The 22,157-nt window shown below is 72.5% G+C and carries 18 protein-coding genes and 1 pseudogene; 12 read left to right on the top strand and 7 right to left on the bottom strand.

Going from position 1 to position 22,157, the window contains the following annotated elements; translation table 11 throughout:
* Positions 1–85 precede the first annotated feature (85 nt).
* Entirely contained in the window at positions 86–466 is a 381-nt protein-coding gene (locus ACZ3YL_RS38410; RefSeq protein WP_465662182.1) for an NADase-type glycan-binding domain-containing protein, read from the top strand.
* A 173-nt stretch (positions 467–639) separates the two neighbouring features.
* Here the strand turns inward: ACZ3YL_RS38410 and ACZ3YL_RS38405 are convergent, their stop codons facing one another.
* On the bottom strand, positions 640–1,824 hold the full coding sequence (locus tag ACZ3YL_RS38405; RefSeq protein ID WP_465662180.1) for an agmatine deiminase family protein: 1,185 nt from the start codon (positions 1,822–1,824) through the stop codon (positions 640–642).
* A gap of 291 nt (positions 1,825–2,115) precedes the next feature.
* Positions 2,116–2,769, bottom strand: coding sequence for a TetR/AcrR family transcriptional regulator (locus ACZ3YL_RS38400; protein ID WP_188303300.1), 654 nt, complete (start codon positions 2,767–2,769; stop codon positions 2,116–2,118).
* A 159-nt stretch (positions 2,770–2,928) separates the two neighbouring features.
* Between ACZ3YL_RS38400 and ACZ3YL_RS38395 the strand changes: the two genes are divergently transcribed.
* From ACZ3YL_RS38395 to ACZ3YL_RS38365, 7 genes are all read left to right on the top strand, one after another.
* Complete coding sequence (locus ACZ3YL_RS38395) at positions 2,929–4,137, top strand: agmatine deiminase family protein (protein ID WP_465662177.1); 1,209 nt, start codon at positions 2,929–2,931, stop codon at positions 4,135–4,137.
* A gap of 200 nt (positions 4,138–4,337) precedes the next feature.
* Positions 4,338–5,348, top strand: a complete 1,011-nt coding sequence (locus ACZ3YL_RS38390) for an agmatine deiminase family protein (RefSeq protein WP_317620933.1) — start codon at positions 4,338–4,340, stop codon at positions 5,346–5,348.
* A 79-nt stretch (positions 5,349–5,427) separates the two neighbouring features.
* Positions 5,428–7,080 carry an ABC transporter substrate-binding protein gene (locus tag ACZ3YL_RS38385; RefSeq protein WP_188303301.1) on the top strand — a complete coding sequence of 551 codons (1,653 nt, stop codon included), beginning with the start codon at positions 5,428–5,430 and terminating at the stop codon, positions 7,078–7,080.
* 14 nt (positions 7,081–7,094) lie between these two features.
* Entirely contained in the window at positions 7,095–8,054 is a 960-nt protein-coding gene (locus tag ACZ3YL_RS38380; protein WP_188303302.1) for an ABC transporter permease, read from the top strand.
* The gene (locus ACZ3YL_RS38375) at positions 8,051–8,923 is read left to right on the top strand and encodes an ABC transporter permease (protein WP_188303303.1); all 873 of its coding nucleotides are present in this window, start codon (positions 8,051–8,053) and stop codon (positions 8,921–8,923) included. The genes ACZ3YL_RS38380 and ACZ3YL_RS38375 overlap by 4 nt, the downstream gene beginning before the upstream one ends.
* Positions 8,924–8,969: 46 nt before the next feature.
* Positions 8,970–9,926, top strand: coding sequence for an ABC transporter ATP-binding protein (locus ACZ3YL_RS38370; protein WP_465662174.1), 957 nt, complete (start codon positions 8,970–8,972; stop codon positions 9,924–9,926).
* Positions 9,919–10,716 carry an ABC transporter ATP-binding protein gene (locus tag ACZ3YL_RS38365; protein ID WP_188303305.1) on the top strand — a complete coding sequence of 266 codons (798 nt, stop codon included), beginning with the start codon at positions 9,919–9,921 and terminating at the stop codon, positions 10,714–10,716. Before ACZ3YL_RS38370 ends, ACZ3YL_RS38365 begins: the two co-directional genes overlap by 8 nt.
* Positions 10,717–10,782: 66 nt before the next feature.
* Here ACZ3YL_RS38365 and ACZ3YL_RS38360 read toward each other — a convergent pair whose 3' ends face one another.
* Positions 10,783–13,455, bottom strand: coding sequence for a right-handed parallel beta-helix repeat-containing protein (locus tag ACZ3YL_RS38360; RefSeq protein ID WP_188303306.1), 2,673 nt, complete (start codon positions 13,453–13,455; stop codon positions 10,783–10,785).
* A gap of 529 nt (positions 13,456–13,984) precedes the next feature.
* Between ACZ3YL_RS38360 and ACZ3YL_RS38355 the strand changes: the two genes are divergently transcribed.
* Positions 13,985–15,184, top strand: a complete 1,200-nt coding sequence (locus tag ACZ3YL_RS38355) for an agmatine deiminase family protein (protein ID WP_465662171.1) — start codon at positions 13,985–13,987, stop codon at positions 15,182–15,184.
* Positions 15,185–15,282: 98 nt separating this feature from the next.
* Here ACZ3YL_RS38355 and ACZ3YL_RS38350 read toward each other — a convergent pair whose 3' ends face one another.
* A complete protein-coding gene (locus tag ACZ3YL_RS38350; RefSeq protein WP_188303308.1) occupies positions 15,283–15,924 on the bottom strand; it encodes a TetR/AcrR family transcriptional regulator in 642 nt (213 codons plus the stop codon).
* A gap of 170 nt (positions 15,925–16,094) precedes the next feature.
* On the opposite strand from ACZ3YL_RS38350, the gene ACZ3YL_RS38345 reads away from it, so the two are divergent.
* Positions 16,095–17,273, top strand: coding sequence for an agmatine deiminase family protein (locus ACZ3YL_RS38345; RefSeq protein ID WP_465662169.1), 1,179 nt, complete (start codon positions 16,095–16,097; stop codon positions 17,271–17,273).
* On the opposite strand, the pseudogene ACZ3YL_RS38340 reads toward ACZ3YL_RS38345, so the two are convergent.
* From ACZ3YL_RS38340 to ACZ3YL_RS38330, 3 genes and pseudogenes are all read right to left on the bottom strand, one after another.
* Positions 17,213–17,509, bottom strand: a pseudogene (locus tag ACZ3YL_RS38340) (agmatine deiminase family protein); the annotation flags it as partial. The gene ACZ3YL_RS38345 and the pseudogene ACZ3YL_RS38340 sit on opposite strands and share 61 nt — an antisense overlap.
* Before the next feature lie 127 nt (positions 17,510–17,636).
* On the bottom strand, positions 17,637–18,674 hold the full coding sequence (locus ACZ3YL_RS38335) for an agmatine deiminase family protein (protein WP_188307194.1): 1,038 nt from the start codon (positions 18,672–18,674) through the stop codon (positions 17,637–17,639).
* A gap of 261 nt (positions 18,675–18,935) precedes the next feature.
* Entirely contained in the window at positions 18,936–19,490 is a 555-nt protein-coding gene (locus ACZ3YL_RS38330) for a TetR/AcrR family transcriptional regulator (protein ID WP_223242846.1), read from the bottom strand.
* A 290-nt stretch (positions 19,491–19,780) separates the two neighbouring features.
* Here ACZ3YL_RS38330 and ACZ3YL_RS38325 point away from each other — a divergent pair, with 290 nt between their 5' ends.
* Positions 19,781–20,491 (top strand): hypothetical protein, encoded by a 711-nt coding sequence (locus tag ACZ3YL_RS38325; protein WP_465662166.1) that lies wholly within the window; start codon positions 19,781–19,783, stop codon positions 20,489–20,491.
* A 236-nt stretch (positions 20,492–20,727) separates the two neighbouring features.
* Positions 20,728–21,717 (top strand): PI-PLC domain-containing protein, encoded by a 990-nt coding sequence (locus ACZ3YL_RS38320; protein ID WP_465662164.1) that lies wholly within the window; start codon positions 20,728–20,730, stop codon positions 21,715–21,717.
* Positions 21,718–22,157 lie beyond the last annotated feature (440 nt).

Raw genomic sequence — 22,157 nt, 5'->3', positions numbered from 1 at the left:
CTTATTGGGCTCTTACCTGTAGGTGTTGCACTCGGGGGCCCCCCCCGCGCCGCCCGCCCGCGCGCTCCCCCGGGGGCGGGCGGGGGTGGGGGCCACCCCCCCCCCGGCGCCCGACGACGGCCTCTCCAACACCTACTGGGGGGCGCCCGCGATCGGGGACTCCATCGGCTTCACCTTCCGCAGCCCGTTCCGGCTGGTGGACCTGATCGTCCACACCGGCGGCTCCGCCGACCCGGAGCAGTTCCGGCAGCAGGCCCGTCCGCTGGTGCTGTCGCTGGAGGTGACGGCCTCGGACGGCGAGGTGCACCGCAAGCAGGTGACGCTCAACGACCAGCCGGGCCCGCAGACCGTGGCGACCGGGATCAGCGATGTCGTCCAGGTGAAGCTGACCGTCCGCGAGGCCGCGGGCACCGGTCCGGGCCGCACCATCGCGCTGGCCGAGGTGGAGTTCTTCAAACGCACCTGAAGCGGTGCCCGCCGGGGTCGGAGCCGGAGCCGGGGCTGGGGTCGGGGTAGCGGAAGGGGAGGCGGTTCGGCGCGACCTCCCCGGCGCGACCACCTCCCCCGGCGCGACCTCCCCGGCGGGGCCGGAGTGCGGCGCGGTGCGGTGAGTGCGGAGGCGGGTGTGTCAGCCGGCTGTCAGGCGGCCGGCTGGTCGTGGGTGGAGCAGTGGATGCCGCCGCCGCCGGAGGCGATGGTGTCGATCGACAGCGGGACGATCTCGCGGCCAGGGAACTGGTCCTTGAAGACCTCCTGGGCGTGCCCGTCGGCCCGGGCGTCGCCGAACTTCGGCAGGTAGACGCCCTTGTCGCCGATGTAGAAGTTCATGTACGAGGAGACGAAGGCGTCGCCGCGGCCGGTGATCCGGTCCGGGTCGGGCTGGCTGATCTCGATCACCTTGAGCTTCTTGCCGGTGGCGTCGGTGGCCTCGGCCAGGACGGAGCGGGCCTGGTCGGCGGAGCGGGACCAGACGTCGGCCGGGGTGCCGGGGAAGGCCCGGTCCAGGAAGACCACGCCGGGAGCGGCGAACCGGGCCAGGCAGTCGACGTGGGCGTCGGTGATGTCCTTGCCCTTGACACCCGCCAGCCAGATCACCTTGGTGACGCCGAGGGCCTGCTTGAGCTCGGCCTCGATCTGGTCGCGGTCCCGGCCCGGGTTGCGGTTGGCGTTGACGATCGAGCTCTCGGTGATCAGCAGGGTGCCCTGGCCGTCGCTCTCGAAGGAGCCGCCCTCGGCGACCAGTTGGGTCGAGACCCGCTCGACCCCGAACTTGTCCAGGACGGCGCGGGCGATCCGGGCGTCGTTGTCGTGCTGCTGCTTGCCGCCCCAGCCGCTGAAGTTGAAGTCGACGCCCTTGACCTTGCCGCCCTCCTGGACGAACACCGGCACGGTGTCGCGGGCCCACAGGTCGTCGACCGGGACGGACAGCAGCTCGACGTCCTTGCCGCAGGCGTTGCGAGCGGAGTCCTCCTGGCCGGGGCGGACCGGCATGACCAGCGGTTCGCGCCCGCCGATGGCCCGGGCCACCGAGGCGATGTCCTGGCGGACGGGCCCGAGCTGTTCGCCCCAGACGTTCTCGGAGGCGGGCCAGGCCATGAAGGTCCGCTCGTGCTTCTCCCACTCGCCGCCGAGCCGGCGCCCGCGGGCGGGGGCGGGCGGCGTGGTGGCGCCTGCGGACGGCTGCCCGGCGGGGGTGGCGGACGGGGCCGCGGGCTCCGCCGCGTCCTCGTCGGTGGCCGAGCAGGCGGTCGCGCCGACCGCGATCAGGCCGGCGCCGGCGAGGGTACGCAGCACCGTGCGGCGCGCGAGGGAGGAGTGGGACACGGTGGACTCCGGTGGGGCCGAGGGTGGGACGGTCCGGCGCGGCGGGCGGGGCCTCCGGGGAGTGCTGCGCGCGGCGCCGCTGGTCGGCGGCGGGCACGGTCGCCCGGCATCGCCGGAACTGAACTCTCGCATTGACTGAAAAATCAGTCAAGTTCTCCGATGGAGCCACCCAAACCATCCAAACCACCCAAGCCGCCCCGAGGCGACCCGGGCTGCCTCCGTACACGTCCCCGGTCCCGATGGCCCGGGAGTGGGCAGGCGCAGCCCGTTGGCGCCGCAGGGTTTGGAGGTTCAGTCAGGATCTGCCGAATCCACCCCGTCGAGGCCGCCGGAGGTGCCCGGCCGGCCGCAGCCGCGGTCCAGCTCGGCCTCGATCGCGCCGCGGAGCAGCCGGCGGGCCTGCTCGATCGGGAGTGAACCGCTCAGCCAGCGCACGCTGAGGCCCTCGACCAGGGCGGTGAGGCGTTCGGCGGCGGCCGCGTGGGCCGGGGCGGTGCCGGTCGGGTCGGCGTGGGCGAGCAGTTCGGCGACGTCGTGCACCCAGCTGTGGGTGTTCCGGGCCAGGTCCTCGCGCAGGTCCGGCTCGAAGACGGCGGTCGCCCGCAGCTCGCCCCAGGCGGTGCTGTTCTCCCGCACCTCGGTGGTGTCCTGGAGTTCCAGCAGCAGGACCTGTTCGAGCTCGGCGCCCGGGCCCCGGGCCTGGTCCCGGGCGTGCGGGCGCTCGGCGGGGCCGGGCGGGTCCTCGGCGGTGTAGCGGTCGGCGCGTTCGCTGATGTACTCCAGCGTCTGGCGCAGGATCCCCGCCCGGTCGGTGAAGTGGTAGTAGATCAACGCGGTGGACACCCCGGCCTCGGCGGCCAGCTCGCCCATCCGCAGGCCGCGCACGCCACGCCGGGCGATGACGCGGGTGGCGGCCTGGAGTATCCCTGTCCGGCGGTCTGACATGGACGCTCACTCTACCCGTCCTGGATGCGGTCTTGACGAAATCCTGATCAGTTTGTCAGGTCGATGCGCTTTATCCCGCTCACAGGGTTGACTGGATTTTCAGTGAGGTACAGGATGCGGGGCAACCCCCACACCTCCCACCTCCTGCAGGGAGCGTTCATGATCACCCCCATGCCCGCCGAGGCCACCCCCGCGCCCTCCCGCCGAAGACTGCTCCAGTTCGGCGCGGCGGCCCTCCCGGCGCTGGCGCTCGGCGCGGCCCTCCCGGCCGCCGCCCACGCGGCAGCCGCCGAGCCGGAGGCCACCGGCCAGGCGACCACAGCCACCCCCACGCTGCGGATGCCGGCCGAGACCGACCGGCACGACCGCACCTTCATGGCCTGGCCCGCCCTGTCCTCGATCTGGGGCAGCGGGCTCTCGGCCGTCCGCGACGACATCGCCCGGGTCGCCTCCGCGATCTCCCGCTACGAACCGGTCGTCGTGGTGGCCCGCCCCGGCCAGGCCGCGGACGCCCGCTACTGGCTCGGCCGCGGCGGCGCCTACGGCATCACCGTCCTGGAGATCCCCAACGACGACCTCTGGATCCGGGACTTCGGCCCGACCTTCCTCACCGCCCCCGGCGCGATCGCCGGGCTGGACACCAACTTCAACGGCTGGGGCAAGAGCGGCACGCCCTACTACCAGCCCTACGTCGAGGACGCCGCGGTCGCGGCCACCCTCCTCGCCGACTACGGCGTCGACCGCGTCCGTGCGCAGTTCACCGGCGAGGGCGGCGCGCTGGAGACGGACGGCCAGGGCACCCTGCTGGCCACCGTCAGTTCGCTGGTCAACCCCAACCGCAACCCCGGCATGAGCCAGGACGAGGTCGAGCAGGCACTGAAGGCCGGCCTCGGCCTCGACAAGGTCATCTGGCTCCCCGGGCTGGCCGGCCAGGACATCACCGACGACCACGTGGACTGCCTGGCCCGCTTCACGGCGCCCGGCCGGGTCCTGCTGGACCAGCCCGGCCCGGGGGCGGACCAGATCTGGATCGACGTCTACCAGCAGGCCAAGCAGGCCCTGGCCGACGCCACCGACGCCCGGGGCCGCCCTCTGGTTGTCACCGAACTCCCTGGCCCCGACCGGCAGTTGATCCGCGGTAAGGGCAAGGACTTCCTGTCCAGCTACACCAACTTCTACACCGCCAACGGCGCCGTGTTCGTCCCGCGGTTCGGTGACACGGCGGCCGACGGGATGGCGTACGTGATCCTCCAGACCGCCTTCCCGGACCGCGACGTCGTCCAGCTGGACATCGACACCATCGCCGGCGGAGGCGGCGGCATCCACTGCGCCACCCAGTCCCAGCCCAGCGTGCCGCCGGCCGTCTGAGCCGTCCGACCCGTCCGACCCGTCCGAGTCGCCTGGCCCGTCCGACTCATCCGACCTCATCCGACCCCGTTCGAGACCGCAGCACCCGAGACCGCAGCACCCGATACTCCCGGCGGCCCGCAGGCCAACCCCACGGAGCGGGCCGCCGGGCCCACCGCTCCACGCGCACATCCGCACACCCGATCCAGAAGAGGTATCCCGTGACCGTCACGTACCGCATGCCCGCCGAATGGACCGAGCACGAGAGCTGCCTGATGGCCTGGCCCGTCCGCGCGGAACTGTGGGGCGACACCCTCGCCGAGGTGAAGCGCGAGTACGCCGAAGTCGCCCGCACCATCGCCCGGTTCGAGCCCGTGACGATGGCCGCCCCGCCCGGCCACGGCGAGGAGGCGCGCGCCCTGTGCGGCGAGGGCGTCACCGTCGTCGAACTGCCCATGGACGACTCCTGGTTCCGCGACTCCGCGCCGATCTTCGTGCTCGACTCCGCGGGCCGCCGGTCCGGAGTGGACTTCCGCTTCAACGCCTGGGGCCGCAAGCACCACCCGTGGGACGCCGACGACCGGATCAGCGCCCTGCTGCTGGAGCACCTCGGCACCCCGGCGGTCCGCTCCGAGATGATCCTCGAGGGCGGCGCCATCACCGTCGACGGCGAGGGCACCCTCATCACCACCGAGCAGTGCCTGCTGCACCCCAACCGCAACCCCGGCATGAGCCGGGAGGAGATCGAGGCCGAGCTCAAGCGGCGCCTCGGCGTCACCAAGGTGATCTGGCTGCCCTACGGCGGCCTGCTGGATACCGAGACGGACGGTCATGTGGACGGCGTCTGCGCCTTCGCCGCCCCCGGCAAGGTCGTGGTCCAGCTGCCGGCCGACCCGGAGCACCCCGACTACGCCCGGATGCGGGCCAACCGCGCCGTGCTGGAGCACTCCACCGACGCTCAGGGCCGCCCGTTCGAGATCGTCGACGTCCCGCAGGCCGCGTTCGTGGAGGTCGGCGGCCGCGAGGTCGAGGTCGGCTACCTCAACTACTACCTGGCCAACGGCGCGGTCGTCGTCCCGGTGGCCGACCACCCCGCTGACGAGGGCGCCCTCGCCGTCCTGGCCGGGGCGTACCCGGACCGCAAGGTCGTCGGCGTCCGCTCCCGGGTGATCGCCTGGGGCGGCGGCGGCATCCACTGCATCACCCAGCAGCTCCCGGCCGCCCGCGGCTGACGCACCGCCCGCGGCTGACACACCGCCGCACCGCCCGGACCGGACCCCCTCTCCCCGCACCGACCGAAGGCCCACCCTCATGACCCTCACCCCCGCGAGACGCGCCGCCTCCCCGGGCCGGCTCGCCCTCGCGACCACAGCCCTGCTGTCCGCCGCGGCCCTGGTCGCCGCCTGCTCCGGCCCGCCGCACGGCGCCGGCTCCGACCAGGGGGGCGTCCAGCTCTCCGCCACCACCCCGACGGCCAAGGGCGAGATCGACTCCTTCACCTGGGCGACCTACGCCGAGCCGCCCACCCTGGACTACATCCAGGCCTTCGACTACCCGCAGAACACCATCCTGTCCAACGTGTGCGAGAGCCTGATGCGCTGGACGCCCCAGCTCACCCTGGCCCCCGGACTCGCCGAGAAGGCCGCCAACCCGGACCCGACCACCTGGGTCTACGACCTGCGCTCCGGCGTGCACTTCCACGACGGCTCGGTGATGACCGCCGACGACGTGGTCTACAGCTTCGGCCGCCAGACCAACCCCGACAACGCCGCGGCCTGGGCCCAGGTGTTCCAGAACGTCGACTCCGTCACCGCGACCGGGCCGCTGCAGGTCACCGTCAAGCTCAAGCGCCCCGACTCCCAGTTCCCGCAGTACATGGCGACCGCCGCGGGCGTCGTCGCGGCCAAGGCCGGGGTCGAGTCGGCGGGCAAGGACTACGGCACCGGCGGCAGCCTGGACTGCACCGGCCCCTTCAAGCTGGGCAGCTGGAGCAAGGGCCAGTCGATCGAGCTCCAGCGCTTCGACGACTACTGGGGCACCAGGGCCAAGGCCAAGAAGGCCGTGTTCCGCTTCCTCACCGACCCCTCCGCCCGCACCAACGCGATGCTCAGCGGCGAGGTCGACGGCGGCTACCTGATCCCCACCGAGAGCTACGACCGGCTGAGGAGGAGCGGCACCGGCACGCTGTACTTCGGCGAGGGCCTGAGCACCGTCAACCTCAACGTCACCAACCTCCAGGGCGTGCTCGGCGACGTCCGGGTCCGCAAGGCGCTGTCCCTGGCGCTCGACCGGTCCGGCTTCGTCAGGACCGGCCTGGCCGGCGCCGGGACGGTCACCGGCGCGCTCACCACCAAGGCCGCCTGGGCCGGGGCCCCCGACGACGTCCGCAGGAGCGCCTTCGAGAACCTCACCCCCACCGCCCAGGACCTCGACCAGGCCAAGGCCCTGGTCAAGGAGGCCGGGGCGAGCGGCAAGACGATCACCGTCGCCACCAGCACCATCGGCCAGGACGTCTCGCTGCTCGCCACCGCCGTCCAGTCCGCCGGCGCCCGGATCGGCCTGAACGTCCAGCTCAGGACCATCGCCCCGAACGCCTTCACCGCGCTGTTCACCGACCCCAAGGCCCGGGAAGGCCTGGACCTCTTCCCCGAGACCTACTACAACTCGATCACCGACCCGCTCGACCTGCTGGCCAACTTCAAGACCGGCGCCTACCAGAACTTCGGCGGCTACCACGACCAGGCCTACGACGGCCTGGTGGACCAGGCGACCGCCGAGTACGACCCGGCCGCGCGCGGCGCGATCGAGGCCGGGCTCCAGCAGACCGCCTCCCGGCAACTGCTGTGGATCCCGGTCGCGGAGTGGCCCACCGCCCTCTTCCTCGGCAAGCGGGTCACCGGCGCCCCGACCACCATCTCGTACATGTACTACCCGTGGGCCGCCGATGTGGGGGCAGCCCGGTGAACTCCCCGGGAGCGATGGGCTTCCTGAGATTCGCGGCCCGGCGCCTGCTGGAGATGGCGGTCACCCTGCTCGGCGCGTCCTTCGTGGTCTTCGGCGCGATGTACCTGGCGCCGGGCAACCCGGCGAGCTTCCTGCTCTCCGGCCGGTCGGCCTCCCCGGAGGCGCTTCAGGCGATCAACGAGCAGTACCACCTGGACGACCCGTTCCTGGTCCGCTACCTCCGGTGGCTGGGCCAGGTGCTCCAGGGCGACTTCGGACGCTCCATCACCTACCGCACCGACGTCTCCAAGCTGCTCGCCGACCGGATCCCGGCCACCCTGCTGCTGGTGGCCATGGCCCTGGTGGTGGTCGTGGTGGTCGGCCTGGTGCTCGGCCGGCTCGGCGCGGTGCGCGGCGGCGCGACCGACTCCACCATCCTGGTCACCACCACCTTCGCCCTCGGCACGCCCTCCTTCGTCGCGGCCGTCCTGCTGCAGGGGCTGTTCTCGGTGAAGCTGGGCTGGTTCCCGACCAGCGGCGCCGGTGACGGCTTCGGTGACATGCTCTGGCACCTCACCCTCCCGGCGATCGCCCTCGCGCTGTACCTGATCGGCATGCTCGCCCGGGTCACCCGCTCGGCGATGCTGGAGGCCCTGGAGGGCGAGCACGTCACCGTCGCGCGCAGCCGGGGCGTCCCGGAGCGCGAGGTGATCCGCCGCCACGTGTTCCGCAACTCGCTGGGCACCGTGCTGACCACCGGCGGCCTGATCGTCTCCACCCTGCTGGTCTGCACCATCCTGGTGGAGTCCGCGTTCAGCATCGGCGGACTCGGCCAGCTGCTCGAACTGTCCACCACCACCAAGGACTTCCCGACCGTCCAGGCCATCTCCCTGATCATCGTGGCCCTGTTCATGACGGTGAACCTGGTCGTCGACCTGATCCACCCGCTGGTCGACCCCCGGATCACCCTCGGCTCCCGGAGGTCCGGCGCATGAGTACCGGTCTCACCCAGCGGTCGGGCCTCACCCGCCGGCCCGGCCTCGCCAGGCTCAGGTCCGCCGGCGGCCCGCTCCACCTGATCTGCCTCGGCTTCGCCGCCCTGGTCGTGCTCGCCGCGCTGCTCGCGCCCTGGCTGGCGCCGTACGACCCGAACGGCGTCGACCTGGGCAACGCCCTCGCCGGGCCCTCGCCCGACCACCTGCTCGGCGTCGACGCCGCCGGGCGCGACACCCTGTCCCGGCTGCTGACCGGCGCCCGCACCTCGCTGCTCGGCCCGCTCGGCGTGGTCGTCTTCTCCACCGTCGCCGGCATCGCGGTCGGCCTGGCCGCCGGCTGGCGCGGCGGCTGGCTCGACTCCGTCCTCTCCCGCAGCACCGAACTGGTCTTCGCCTTCCCCGGCATGCTGCTCGCCATCCTGATCGTCTCGGTGTACGGGGAGGGCCTGCTCGCCCCCGTCGTCGCGCTGGCGATCGCCTACCTGCCGTACGTCTCCCGCCTCACCCGCTCCCTGGTGCTGGCCGAACGGACCCGGCCGTACGTCTGCGCGTACCAGGTCCAGGGCCACTCCGCGGTGCAGATCTGTCTGCGGCACGTCCTGCCCAACATCGCGCCGATCGTCCTCGCCCAGTCCGCCGTCAACTTCGGCTACGCCCTGATGGACCTCGCTGGCCTCTCCTTCCTCGGGCTCGGCGTCCCCGCGCTCACCCCCGACTGGGGCCGGATGGTCTTCGACGGCCAGACCGCGATCCAGCACGGCTACCCGCTCTCCGCGATCCTGCCCAGCGCCCTGATCGTGCTCACCGTCGTCGCCTTCAACGTGGTCGGCGAACGCTGGGCCGACCAGGTCGCCCGGAGGTCCGCATGAACGGCGGACCGCGTGAAGCGGACAACCGCATGACTCGGAGGACCACGTGAACGCCCTCGACATCCAGGGCCTCCGGCTCCGCCTGCCCGGCACCGCCCGCCCCGTCCTGGACGACGTCGACCTGACCGTCGCCCCCGGCGAGACCGTCGCCCTGGTCGGCGAGTCCGGCTCCGGCAAGACCCTCACCTCCCGCGCCGCCCTCGGCCTGCTGCCACCGGGCGCCACCACGGAGGGCACCGTCCTGGTCGACGGCCAGGACGTCCTGACCATGGACCCGGAGCGGCTGCGCGCCGTGCGCACCGGCCGGGCCGCGATGATCTTCCAGGACCCCCGGGCCGCCATCAACCCGCTGCGCCGCATCGGTGACTTCCTCACCGAGAGCGTGCGCCTCACCGGCACGACGAGCGCCGCGGACGCCGACCGGCGCGCCGCGGAACTCCTCGACGCCGTCGGCCTCGGACCGGAACTGCTGCGCCGCTACCCCGGCCAGCTGTCCGGCGGCATGCTGCAACGCGTGATGATCGCCGCCGCCCTGATGGGAGACCCGATCCTGCTGCTCGCCGACGAGCCCACCACCGCGCTGGACGTCACCAGCCAGGCCGAGGTGGTCGCCCTGCTCGGCCGGCTGCGCGAACGCTTCGGCACCGGCCTGCTGTTCGTCACCCACGACCTCGGCCTCGCCGCCGCGATCAGCGACCGGGTCTACGTGATGTACGCCGACCGGATCGCCGAACACGGCCCCGCCGCCGCGCTGTTCCAACAGCCCCGGCACCCGTACACCGCCGCCCTGCTCGCGGCCACCCCCGCACTGGACGCCCCGGCCGGCCGGCTCGCCGCCATCGACGGCCAACCACCCGACCTGCGGCAGGAGTTGACGGGCTGCGCGTTCGCCGCGCGGTGCCGCCACGCGACCGACCTGTGCCGCGAACAGGTGCCCGCCCCGCGCGGCGAGCACCCGGCCGCCTGCCACCACCTGCTCGAAGGGAGCCGCACCGATGGCTGAGCCCGTCCTGCGGGTCAGCGGCCTGCACCGCACCTTCGGCACCGTCCGGGCCGTGGACGACGTCGCCTTCACCCTCGACGCCGGCGGCTCGCTCGGCATCGTCGGCGAGTCCGGCTCCGGCAAGACCACCACCGCCCGCATCGTCGTCGGCCTCGACCAGGCCGACGCGGGCGAGGTGCTGGTGCACGGCCGGGCCCGCAGCGGCCGGGCACGCGGCAGGGCCGAACGGCTCGCCCGGGCCCGCGAGGTCCAGATGGTCTTCCAGGACCCGTACCTCTCCCTGGACCCGCGCACCAGCGTCGAGGCCGTCCTGCGCGAGACGCTGCGACTGCACTTCCCCGACACCGACCACCCGACCCGGATCCGGGAACTGCTCGACCAGGTCGGCCTGGGCACCCGGGCCGCCGAGGCGCTGCCCCGGCAGCTCTCCGGCGGCCAGCGCCAACGCGTCGCCATCGCCCGGGCACTGGCCGTACGACCGGCCGTCCTGGTCCTGGACGAGGCGGTCGCCGCCCTGGACGTCTCGGTCCAGGCCCAGGTGCTCAACCTGCTCGCCGACATCCGCGAACAGACCGGCATCGGCTACCTGTTCATCACCCACGACCTCGGCGTGGTCCGCTGCGTCACCGACCGGGTCGTCGTGATGCGCCACGGACGGATCGTCGAATCCGGCCCCACCGCCGACGTCCTGGACTCCCCGCAGCACGCCTACACCAGGCTGCTGCTGGAGTCCGTCCCCCGGCCCGGCTGGGATCCGGACCGGATCGCCGCCGCGCGCCGCGCACTGTAAGACGGCCCGGGCACGCGACCGGCCGAGGTCCCGCCCTGGGTCGGCGGGGCCTCGGCCGGTCGGTCGTCAGTCGTTCTGGTAGAAGCCGAACACGTCGACGATCAGGTTGCTGGTGCCGTCGGCCACGTTCCAGAAATCGATCAGGCCGTTGGCGCCCGTCGGGGCCTGGACCAGGTTCGGGACCGTTTCGCCGGCCGTCCAGTTCAGCGAGGACACCGACGGCGGCGACAGCGTCGAGGCGTACTTGCCCTGGTAGGCGGCCAGGGTGTTCGGGTCGGGGGCGACGCTCAGATGGCCGTCCGACACGGTGTCGGTCACCGTGGCGTTCAGCGCGAACGCGGTGATGTCGGGTCGGCCCGACGACATCGGCATGTAGACGTAGCTCCAGGGGCTGACCGGGCCGTACTGCCACGTGGTGGTGTCACGGGTGTCCAGCAGGCGCGTCGGTGCGAGCGGCAGGTAGGCGCTCCTGCCGCCCGGGCCGTAGTAGCCCACCACGTCCACGATCACGTCCGACGAACTCCCGGCCGCGTTCAGCACCCGGACCGTACCGTCCGGACCGACGGGAACCACCACCGAGTTGGCGACCGTCTGCCCCGCCGTGAAGTTCAGGTTCGACGCGTTCGGCGCCTGCTGACCACCCGGGTACACCGTCAGGTGACCGGCGGTACCCGGGTTGGTCACGGTGACGTTCAGCGCCACCGCGGTGATGCCCGAGGCGGGCAGCTGACCGCCCGCCGCACCGGCGATCTGCACCGGCAGCGACTGCCCGGCGTCGACCGGCGACTGCGGCGCACCCGTGCCGAAACGGGTGTCCACCAGGCGCGAGGGCGACAGCGGCGTGTACCCGGCGGCGGGCGACCTCACGAAGTAGCCGGTGATGTCCACCACCAGGTCCAGCGGAGCACCGGCGTTCTGCAGATCCACGTACCCGCCGGCCCCGACCTGCGCCACCACCATGTTCGGAACCGTCTGCCCCGCCGTGTAGTTGACGTTCGACGTGGTCGGCACCGAGGGCGAACCGTCCGCGTACACCGTCACGTGCCCGGCACCGGTGCTGTCCGTCACCGTGACGTTCAGCACCGCGGCCGTCGCACCCGCCGGAATGCCGTTCGCACCCGCCACCTGCACCCGGGTCGTCGAGAACCCTCCGACCTTCGGCGTCCCACTGCCGTCCCTACTGTCCAGCAGACGCGTCGGACCGAACGCCACGTACTCCGAACCGGCCGTCACCGCGGTGAGGGAGTTCGACACCGAGTAGCCCGCCCGGTCGGTCGCGGTGACGACGATCGGATACGAGCCGAGCTTCGCGTACGTGTGGGACAGCGCCACGGGGTTGGTCGCCGCGGCGTTCGCGTCGCCGGAGGACCCGTCCCCCCAGTCGACGTGCACGTTCAGCGCACCGCTGGCGGAGGTCACGTTGGCGCTCAGCGAGACACCGAACGCGCTGGTGTGCTCACCGGTCACCGCCACCGTCAGGTCGGGGGCGTACTGGATGGCGCCCCGGTCGGTGTAGGGCGTGGTCCCGTAGAAGTCCGAGCCGAGCCGGCCGGGGGCGGCCGGGTTGGCCGAGCCGATCGCGGCCGAGCCGGGCTGCGGCCGGGCGTCCACGTCGACCGAGGTGTTCAGGCGGAAGAACACCGAGGTGGGCGCCTTGGTCTCGGTCAGGTCGTGGGCGCCCTGCGAGGTCGCCGCCTTGAAGCCGTCCAGGGTCGGGTACGTGGTGCCCGCCCAGCTGTAGGGCGCGGTGGCGTCGGTGCCGTAGACGTAGAAGTCGTTGTAGTCGGCCGTCACCGTGGTCGAGTCGGCCGACACGGTCACATCCGGCGCCCAGCCCTGGTTGTTCGACGCGCACTGGGACTGGTAGCCGCCCAGCACCTGGTCGGTGGTCGGGTTGGCGTCCTCCAGGACGTTGTTCTCCAGGTTGACGGCCGAGGACCCGCCCTCGATGTCGATCGCGGCCTTGCAGCCGCGCTGGACGGTGTTACCCGTGACGTTCAGGCCCTTCACCCCGGTCGCGACGATGCCGCCCCCGGCGAGGACGTCGCCGGCGAGCGTGACGGTGCCCGCTCCCGCCGCGACCGAGACCGCGGTGGTGTTGCCGCCCTGGGAACCCGTGTCGAGGTACGACCGGGTGATCGCCACCCCGCTCGACGCGCCGTCGATGGTGACGGTGCTCGTGGTGTTCTTGGTGTAGGCGCTCAGGTAGCTGGAGTCCAGCGTGACCCCCGAGGAGCCGACCACCTCGACGGCGGGCGTCAGGTCGTTCGAATACAGCATCAGGTTGCTGACCGTCACGTTGGAGACGTGGTCGAAGATCAGAGCGGGTCCGGCCCCGCCGTTGACCCACGCCTGGTCGCCGATACCGACGATCGAGATCCCCGAGGTCTTGATGGTCACCGACTCCCAGTCCGAGCTCCCGACGTAGCCCTGGAGGTCGATGGTGTCGCCCGGCTGCGCGGCGTTCACCGCGTCCTGGAGCAGGCAGAAGGGAGCGTTCTGCGCGCCGGTGCCCGTGTCGGCGGCACACTTTCCATTGAACACGTAGGCGTAGATGGTCTTTCCGGTGGCCGGCGTCGCCGCGGAGTTCCGCGTGCCGGAAAGCGCCGGCCGCGCGCCGGAGACCGTCGACCGCGCGCCGGACAGCGCCGGCTTCTGCTCCCGGACCGACTTGTCCGCGGGGCTGGAGAAGGCGTCGAAGCCCCCGCCCCCGATTCCCGGCAGCTGAGCCGTGGTCACGGGGCGGGCGGAGGTGGAACCGTTCGCCGGACCGGCCGCATGGGCCGGACCTGGAACGAGCGCGATACCGGCCGCGAGAACCGCGGCCGACGCGACGAGACGGTGATGAGACACCGACCCCCCAGTTCGGGTTGTGTGACGATCGGATGAAAGCTGGGACAGGCTACAGAAGGACGTCTGCCTGGTGGAAAGTGTTTTGGGCGCGGAGCCGCCCTCGTGGCGCTCGAAACGGCTGGAAGCGACACCAGGAGGACCTCCCCCCCCGCCGGAAGGGGCACCCCGAGACGGGCGGTCACGGGGGATCTGTGGCCCGGCCGCCTCATCCCTGACGAAGCGCAAGCGCCGGCCGCATCCCCCACCTCATGGGACAGAACGGCCGGACTGCGCCCAGACCGCGCCCGGACGGCCCCGGACGGCGCCCGTGCGGATTCCCCCGGACGGCGGAGCCGCGCCACGCCGGAACCTGACCGGCCTTTCAGTAGCCTGCGGAGCCGAACCCGACACCCGACCCCTACCGGAACGAGGCCCCATGGCTCCCTCCCGGCCGTCCCGCCGCGCGCTCCTGCAATCCGGGGCCGCCCTGGCCGCCCTCGCCCTGGCCGGCGGCTGCTCCTCCGACAGCACGTCGGAGGAGCAGCCGGGCCCGAGCGGCACGGCCTCGGGCGCGGCGCCGGCCGGCGGCTCGGCGGCCGGCTGGGCGATGCCCGCCGAGTCCGGCCCGCACACCCGAACCTTCATGGCCTGGCCGGCCCTGGAGGCGGTGTGGGGCGACCAACTCCCGGGCGTCCGGCAGGACATCGCCTCGCTGGCGCAGGCCGTCGCCGGCTTCGAGCCGGTCGTCCTGCTGGCCCGCCCCGACCAGGCCGACCAGGCCCGCCAGGCCTGCGGCTCCTCGGTCGAGGTACTGGAACTGGCGGTCGACGACCTGTGGGCCCGGGACACCGGCCCGACCTTCGTCACCGGCCCCCAGGGCCTGGCCGGCGTCGACCTCAACTTCAACGGCTGGGGCGGCAAGCAGACCCACGCCAACGACGCCCAGGTCGCCCGGAACCTCCTCGACCACTACCGCACCACCCGCATCCAGGCGCCGATCACCGGTGAGGGCGGCGCCATCGAGGTGGACGGCGAGGGCACCCTGATGGCCACCGAGAGCTCCTGGGTCAACGACAACCGCAACCCCGGCAAGACCCGCGACCAGATCGAGGCGAGCCTCAAGGAACTGCTCGGCGTCGAGAAGGTGCTCTGGTTCAAGGGCGTCGCCGGCCAGGACATCACCGACTGCCACGTCGACGCCCTGGCCCGCTTCGCCGAACCCGGCACCGTCGTCCTGCACCGCCCGGCCGCCGACACCCCGCCGGACGTCTGGACCACCGCCTCCGCCCAGGCCCTCCAGGTGCTGCAGTCCGCGACCGACGCCAACGGCCGCACCCTCAAGATCGTCGACCTCCCCGAACCGGACCTCGGCCTGATCCAGGGCGCCGGCAAGAACTTCCTCGCCACCTACATCAACTACTACGTCTGCAACGGCGGCGTCATCGTCCCGCGCTTCGGCGACCAGGCCGCCGACGACCGCGCGGCCGGCATCCTCGGCGACCTCCACCCCGGCCGCAAGGTCACCCAGGTCTCCATCAACCACATCGCCGCGGGCGGCGGCGGCATCCACTGCGCCACCCAGCAGCAGCCCGTCGCCGCGGCGACGGCCTCGGCCGGCCCGTCCAGCCCGGCATGAGGAGCCCCGCTGCGCCCGCCGAATCCGCTGGGCCCGCTGCGCCCGCCGGGCCCGCCGGTCCGTGACGGTGCAGCCGGGTCCGTGACGGTGCCGGCCGGTCAGACGGTGGCGGCCAGCGAGTCCAGCAGGGTCCGCAGCACCCGCCCATCGTCCACCGTCCCGTCCAGCGAGCCGATGGCGGCGAGTCCGTCCACGGCGGCGGCGAAGGCCTCGCCGAGCGGGACGGGGTCGGTGCCGGTGCCGCGCTCCTCGGCCAGGCAGTGGAACAGCCGGACGAAGGCGGCCCGCCAGCGCGCGTACTCGGCTTCCAGGGCGGTGCGGACGCGTTCGTCGTTGAGGGCCAGCCAGTGCAGGGCCGCGTGCAGTCGGGCCAGGTCGGGGCTCTCGGGCCGGGTGAGCAGGGCCAGGACCCGTCCGGCGCGCTCGGGGTAGCCGCCGGGCCCGGCGACGGCCTCCTCCAGCGGGGTGATCCATTCGGGCCGGATGTCCGCGACGACCGCGACGATCAGATCGGTGCGGTCGGCGAAGTGGTAGTGGCACATCCCGTGCGAGACCCCGCACAGCGCGGCCACGTTGCGGGTGGTGAACCGTCCGGCGCCGTCGCCGGCGAGCAGGGTGCGGGCCGCCGCGATCAGCCGGGCCCGGGTCTGCTCGCCCTTGGCGGAGGCCCGCGTCCGGCCGCTGCCACCGCCCGGTCCGGAGGCGGGTCGTGGGGCCGCGGCTGTCTCCCGTGTCGCCATGGCCGTCACTGTAGCCACTCCGGGGGAGGCGTCAGGGCGGAACGGCGGCGGATGCCTGCGCGAAGTATTGACCGAGCGCTTGGCCAGTTTTATCTTTTCGGTCAACTCGTCCGCCACAGAAGGACGTTGACAGGGAGGTAGTGATGGAGGAAGGCGTCAGACCCGACACCGTGAGCGACCTGGGACTCGGCCGCCGCCGGTTCCTGACGGCCGCCGGGCTCGCCGTCGCCGGCACCGCGCTGACCGCCGCGACCGGCGGACCGGCCCGCGCGGCGCAGCACCGCGGCGCCACCCCCGCCCCGGCCGCCCCGGCCACCCCGGCTCGTCCGGCCACCACGGCCGGCCTCCGAGTGCCGCCGGACACCGTCCCGCACACCCGGACCTGGATGGCCTGGCCGGACAACAGCACCATCTGGCGCGGCAAGCTCGGCGGCGCCCAGTCGAACATCGCCCTGGTCGCGCGGACCATCGCCAAGTACGAGCCGGTGACCGTGTGCGCCAACCCCGCCAGCGTCGCCAAGGCGCGCTCGATGTGCGGCTCGGCCGTCACCGTCATCGGAGACATCCCGGTCGACGACTGCTGGATGCGCGACACCGGCCCGGTCTTCCGCACCGACGGCGCGGGCGGCCTCGACACCGTCGGCCTCAACTTCAACGGCTGGGGCAACCACCAGAACCCGCACGGCAACGACGCCCTGGTCGCCCAGCGCGTCGCCGCCTACCTCGGCCTGCCGTTCACCGCCGCCGGACTGGTCTCCGAGGGCGGCGCCATCGAGACCGACGGTGCGGGGACACTGATGGCCACCCGCAGCAGCATCATCAACGCCGACCGGAACCCCGGGATGTCCCAGGCCGCGATCGAGAGCGCGATGTGCGCCGCCTACGGTGCCACCGAGGTGATCTGGTTCACCGGCATCGCGGGCCAGGACATCACCGACGACCACGTGGACGCGACCTCGCGCTTCCTCGGTGCCGGCACCGCCGTCGTCCAGCTGCCACTGCCGGGCGACACCGACATCTGGTCCCAGGACGAGCGCCAGCAGTACGCGGTCCTGGGCTCCGCCACCGGAGCCCAGGGCACCCCGATCAGGCTCAGCACCATCCAGGGCCCCGACTACAACCTGATCCGCTCGGCCGACCCCAACTTCGTCGGCTCCTACGCCAACTACTACCTGTGCGACAACGCGGTGATCTCGGCCCAGTTCGGCGACACCCGGGCCGACAGCGCCGCCCGCGCCGCCCTCGCCCGGCTGTTCCCCGGCCGCACCGTCGAACAGCTCAACATCGACTACCTCGGGGCGGGCGGCGGCGGGATCCACTGCGTCACCCAGCAGCAGCCGGCCGCCTGAATCCGACGGGGCCGGGTCCGGTCCGCCGACCGGACCCGGCCCCGAACGGCGGCCGGCCCGGATACCCGTCCGACGACGGACACCCGGACCGGCCCGTCCGGCCGGCCCACGGAGGGGAGGGCGTGGGTGGCGCAGTGGATGCCTCCACCGCAGGCCGCGATCGCGTCGATCCTCACCGGGGCGGTCTCCCGGCCCGGGCCGTCCTGCTGGAGGGCCTGCTGGGCCCGCTCGTCGGCCCGGGCGTCGCCGGAAGGCCTGGTCGGGCAGGACGACGCCGGGGGCGGCGAACCGGGCCGGGCAGTCGACGCGGGCGTCGGTGATGCCTTGCCGGACGGACGGACGGACGGGGCGACGGAGCGCGGGTTACGGCATCGGCTCGTGCATGGTCGAGCAGTGGATGCCGCCGCCCCCGGTCATCAGCCGGTCGACGTCGAGCTGCACCACCGCGCGGCCGGGGAAGGCCGCGGCCAGCGTCTCCCGCGCGGCCGCGTCCTTGTGGGCGTCGCCGAACTGGGCGGTGATGACGCCGCCGTTGACGAGGTGGAAGTTGAGGTAGGAGTCCACGAACTTGGAGCTGCGGGAGCGGACGGTGTCCGGGCCGTGCACCACCATGACGTGCAGCCGGCGGCCCCGGGCGTCCGTCGCGGCGGACAGGATCGCGAACTGCTCGCGGGCGTCCCGCGCCCACTCGTCGTTGCGGTCGGCCGGCGGCAGTTGCACCATCACCACGCCGGGCCGGATGAACCGGGAGGTGACGTCCACGTGGTCGTCGGTGATGTCCTGGCCCTTGATGCCGGGCAGCCAGATCATCTTGTCCGCGCCGTAGGCCTCCAGGACGGACTCCTCGATCTCCTCCCGGCTCATGCCCCGGTTGCGGTTCTTGTTGACCAGGCTGCTCTCGGTGGCCATCACCGTGCCGTCGCCGTCGGTCTCGATCGCGCCGCCCTCGCCGACGAAGTCCGCGTAGGTGTGGCGCAGGCCGCGGCGGACGGCGATGCGCTCGGCGACCCGGGCGTCGTCGTAGTGGACCTGCTTGTTGCCCCAGCCGTTGAAGTTGAGCACCACGGCGTCCAGGCCGCCGTGGCCGTCCCGGCGGAAGACCGGCGCGGTGTCGCGCATCCACAGGTCGTCGGTGGGGATGGCGGTGATCACCTCGACCGCGGGGCCGCAGCGGTCCCGGGCCTTGTCCGCGGTCCAGTCGTCGGGGGCGCACATGACCACCGGCTCGAACTCGGCGATGGTGCGGGCGATCAGCGCGATGTCCTCCTGGACGCCGCCCAGGCGCAGCCCCCACACGCCCCGGCGGGACGGCCAGGACATCCAGGTCCGCGCGTGCGGGACGTCGTCCGCGGGCACCCAGGGGTAGGCCTCGCCGGTGCGGGCGTCGTGATAGCTGGTCATCGGGGTCTCCAGTTCGTGCGACGGTGCCGGGGAGGGTGCGGGGGCCGCCAGACCACTCTTCGCGCCGCAACGCACCGGCGCACCAGGGGACGGGCCGGCGGCAGCACCCTGCCTGCTCACTCAGGTTCGCACTGACTGAAAAATCAGTCAAACTCATCGGCGTGCCATGACTCCGCGACTGGAAGGCTGTACGGAGCGTGACGAATCGGCCCTGCTGGTCGGGTCCCGGCCCGACCAGGCCGGCTCCCGGCCCGGCTCCGGTCAGGAGCCGAGCCGGACCACCTCACCGTCGATGGCGTCCAGCAGGAGGGTGCGGGCGTGGGCCAGCGGCAGGCTGCCGCTGAGCCAGCGGGTGCTCAGCCCCTCCAGCAGCGCGGTCAGCCGCTCCGCCGCGCCGGCCAGCGCGACCGCCGAGGACATCGGCTGCACACTGCCGAGCAGTTCGGCGATCTCCTGGACCCAGACCCGGGTGGCGCGCGACAGGTCCTCGCGCAGCGTCTCGTCGAACACCGCGCTCGCCCGCAGCTCACCCCAGGCGGTGCTGTTCTCCCGGACCTCGACGGTGTCCTGGAGCTCCAGCAGCAGTGTCTGCTCCAGCTCCTCGCGGGCGGTCAGCGGCGGCGCGTCCGCATCGCGTTCGGTCGTGTAGCGCTCGGCCCGGTCGTTGATGAACTCCAGCGTCTGCCGGAGGATCCCCGTGCGGTCCTTGAAGTGGTAGTAGATCAGCGCGGTGGACACCCCCGCCTCGGCGGCGAGCTCCTCCACCCGCAGCCCACGCACCCCGCGCCGGGCGATCACCCGCGCGGCTGCTTCCATGATCGACGTTTTACGACTGGCCACGATCCACCACCTTACCCGCGCGTCGGGCCAAGATCCCTCCCCGAGCTGAAAGTCTCGTCAGCCGGGACATCCGGCCCGGGGGAGGGGCAGGACGGCTTTCGGACAAGGTGGCCCCGGAGCCGGAATTCTCGGCTCCTCCGCTGAACTTTCACGCCACCACCACCTAGGGTGACTCTCGCTCCGCCGCCGGACGGGCGGGGCGGGCCGGCGGATCCGGCCCCACGGGGGCGTGCGGCCATCCTCAACACCCTTGGAGTGCAACGAACATGATGCTACGTCAGTTGTGGAAGCGCGCGACCGCGCTGGTCGTCGGTCGGGGCGCCGGAGCCGTCGCGGCGGCGATCGCCCTGGTCGCGGCCGTCGCCCTGGGCGGCACCGTCTCCGGTATGTCCGTGGCGGAGGCCAGGACGACGGGGTGGGGCGCGGGCACGTGGAGCTGCTCCGGGAAGCCCGTCGCCACCGGGAACGTCATCACCGACCACGACAGCGCCGGCTGCGGCGGCTACGGCTCCTGGTACCAGCAGCCGGCGAAGGATGGCATCTGGACCTGTTCCGGCTCCCCGGTGGTGGCCGGCTACGTGATCACCGACCACCAGACCACCGGCTGTCGGGGCATCGGCGCCTGGCGCCACAACCTCGTCCACGACGGCATCTGGACCTGCTCCGGCTCGCCCGTCGTGCCCGGCTACGTCATCAGCAACCACCTGCGGGCCGGCTGCGGCGGCATCGGCAGCTGGCAGCACAACCTGCCGCACGACGGGATCTGGACCTGCTCGGGCTCCCCGGTGGTGGCCGGCTACGTGATCACCGGGCACATGGTGGCCGGCTGCGACGGAGCCGGGGCCTGGCGCCACAACACCGCCCGTGTGGGCCTGTGGACCTGCCCAGGCTCGCCCGTCCCGCCCGGCTTCCGGTCCACCCTCTACAACGCCGGCGCCTGCGACGGCCTCGGGGGCTGGGTGCTCGCCCGCGCCTGACGTCCCGATGTCCCGGCCTCCTGACGTCCTGACGTCCTGACCTCCTGACCGACCCGGCCCCTTTCAGGCGGCCGGGTCGATCGGCCGTTCGCACAGGGCTGTGCGGTACCCGCCGTTCATGCGGGGAGAAGCTCCGTGTCCTGACCCCTTCTAGCCCCCATGTGCCGTTCGACGACGTACAGTTGGCGAGATCGGTCATGTCCACTTCAGGGCACCGACGAGAAGGAGTGCCTTTCTTGACCACTCATCTCATGAGCCGTGCCGGCGTGCGGATGCTCCCGGCGCTGGCCGCGGCGCTGTGCGGGATCATCGGCGGCACCACGCTCGGGACGTCCCCGGCCCAGGCGGCCGACCAGCGCCACCCGATCTACGCCATCGCCCACCGGGTCGACACCCTGGACGGTGTGGACGCGGCCCTCAAGCACGGCGCCAACGGCATCGAGATCGACGTCTGCGCCTGGTGGAACCCGAACGAGTGGCGCGCCTACCACGACTGTTCCTCCGCCGGGGAGAACCGGCTCGGCCCCAGCTTCGACGCCATGATCGACCGCATCCTCTCCAACGCCAACGCGGGCCGCCGCCTGTCGCTGGTCTGGCTGGACATCAAGGACCCGAACTACTGCGGGGAGGAACCCAACCGCACCTGCAGCGTCGCCGGACTGCACGACAAGGCGCAGCGGCTGACCGCCGCCGGCATCCAGGTCCTCTACGGCTTCTTCGAGTACCACGGCGGCAACACCCCGGACGTCGGCGGCCGCGGCTGGAAGAGCCTGGAGGGCAAGCTCGGCCGGCTGGAGGGCATGACCACCACCGGCACCCGAGACCAGGCCCGTACCGCCTTCAACCGCTCCGGCGCCGGCATCCCCGTCGGCCACCGGGCGATGGACTACGGCGACAGTGACATCACCAAGGGATTCGGCAACTGCACCGAGGCCACCTGGAACACCTGCGCGGAGCTGAAGAAGGGCGCCGCCGACCGGGCCTCGGGCCAGCTCGCCGCCACGCTGTCGTGGACGACCACCTACAACGACCCCTGGTACGTCGACAAGCTCCTCGGCGACGCCCAGGTGGACGGCATCATCGCGGGCTACGGCGCCTTCACCGGCGTGCGGGAGTACGACGACAGCTGGCAGTGCGCCAACGCCGTCAACCTCGTCCGCGACTGGGTGAACCACCACAGCGGCACCCACCGCATGGCCGACAGCGGCGACCGTCTGTTCCGCTAGGCGCCCGGTTGTCCCAGCTCCGCGTGGAGGGGCCGTACAGAGGGGGAGGGCCCGGCCCGGGGTCGCAGCGGTACGGCCCTGGGCCGGGTGTTTGTTCCGAGCCCCGAGTGGGGGTAGTGTTTCCTAGTCGCTCGGCAGGGAGCACCGGACACGCATCGGCGCGGACGGTCCCGGAGCGGCCAATCCCTTGAAACACCACTTCCGGTTCGTGCCAGTCGTTTCGCTTTTCGCGTGGCGGCTCGGTGCTTATTCGGCGCGCGCCTTTTATCGGATTGCAGCTGGATTCGCTTTTCGGAGCGGGGATCGGCTAGAGTTTGAAACGTCGGACAGGGCGTCAAGCCCCGAAAGACACCGGCGAGTTGGATGAACGAAGCCCCGGAAACGGAGCGGAAAACATCTGATAAGCTGGGAACACGAAAGAACGAAGCGCCCGGAGGGCC

Source organism: Kitasatospora sp. NPDC023176 (assembly GCF_055560495.1).
This window is presented reverse-complemented; position numbering and strand designations above follow the sequence as displayed.

Coding starts and splice junctions, on each gene's coding strand:
- ACZ3YL_RS38400 (WP_188303300.1), bottom strand. CDS start 2,769: ATGTCAGACCGCCGGACAGGGATACTCCAGGCCGCCACCCGCGTCATC.
- ACZ3YL_RS38395 (WP_465662177.1), top strand. CDS start 2,929: ATGATCACCCCCATGCCCGCCGAGGCCACCCCCGCGCCCTCCCGCCGA.
- ACZ3YL_RS38385 (WP_188303301.1), top strand. CDS start 5,428: ATGACCCTCACCCCCGCGAGACGCGCCGCCTCCCCGGGCCGGCTCGCC.
- ACZ3YL_RS38380 (WP_188303302.1), top strand. CDS start 7,095: ATGGGCTTCCTGAGATTCGCGGCCCGGCGCCTGCTGGAGATGGCGGTC.
- ACZ3YL_RS38375 (WP_188303303.1), top strand. CDS start 8,051: ATGAGTACCGGTCTCACCCAGCGGTCGGGCCTCACCCGCCGGCCCGGC.
- ACZ3YL_RS38365 (WP_188303305.1), top strand. CDS start 9,919: ATGGCTGAGCCCGTCCTGCGGGTCAGCGGCCTGCACCGCACCTTCGGC.
- ACZ3YL_RS38355 (WP_465662171.1), top strand. CDS start 13,985: ATGGCTCCCTCCCGGCCGTCCCGCCGCGCGCTCCTGCAATCCGGGGCC.
- ACZ3YL_RS38350 (WP_188303308.1), bottom strand. CDS start 15,924: ATGGCGACACGGGAGACAGCCGCGGCCCCACGACCCGCCTCCGGACCG.
- ACZ3YL_RS38335 (WP_188307194.1), bottom strand. CDS start 18,674: ATGACCAGCTATCACGACGCCCGCACCGGCGAGGCCTACCCCTGGGTG.
- ACZ3YL_RS38330 (WP_223242846.1), bottom strand. CDS start 19,490: ATGGAAGCAGCCGCGCGGGTGATCGCCCGGCGCGGGGTGCGTGGGCTG.
- ACZ3YL_RS38325 (WP_465662166.1), top strand. CDS start 19,781: ATGATGCTACGTCAGTTGTGGAAGCGCGCGACCGCGCTGGTCGTCGGT.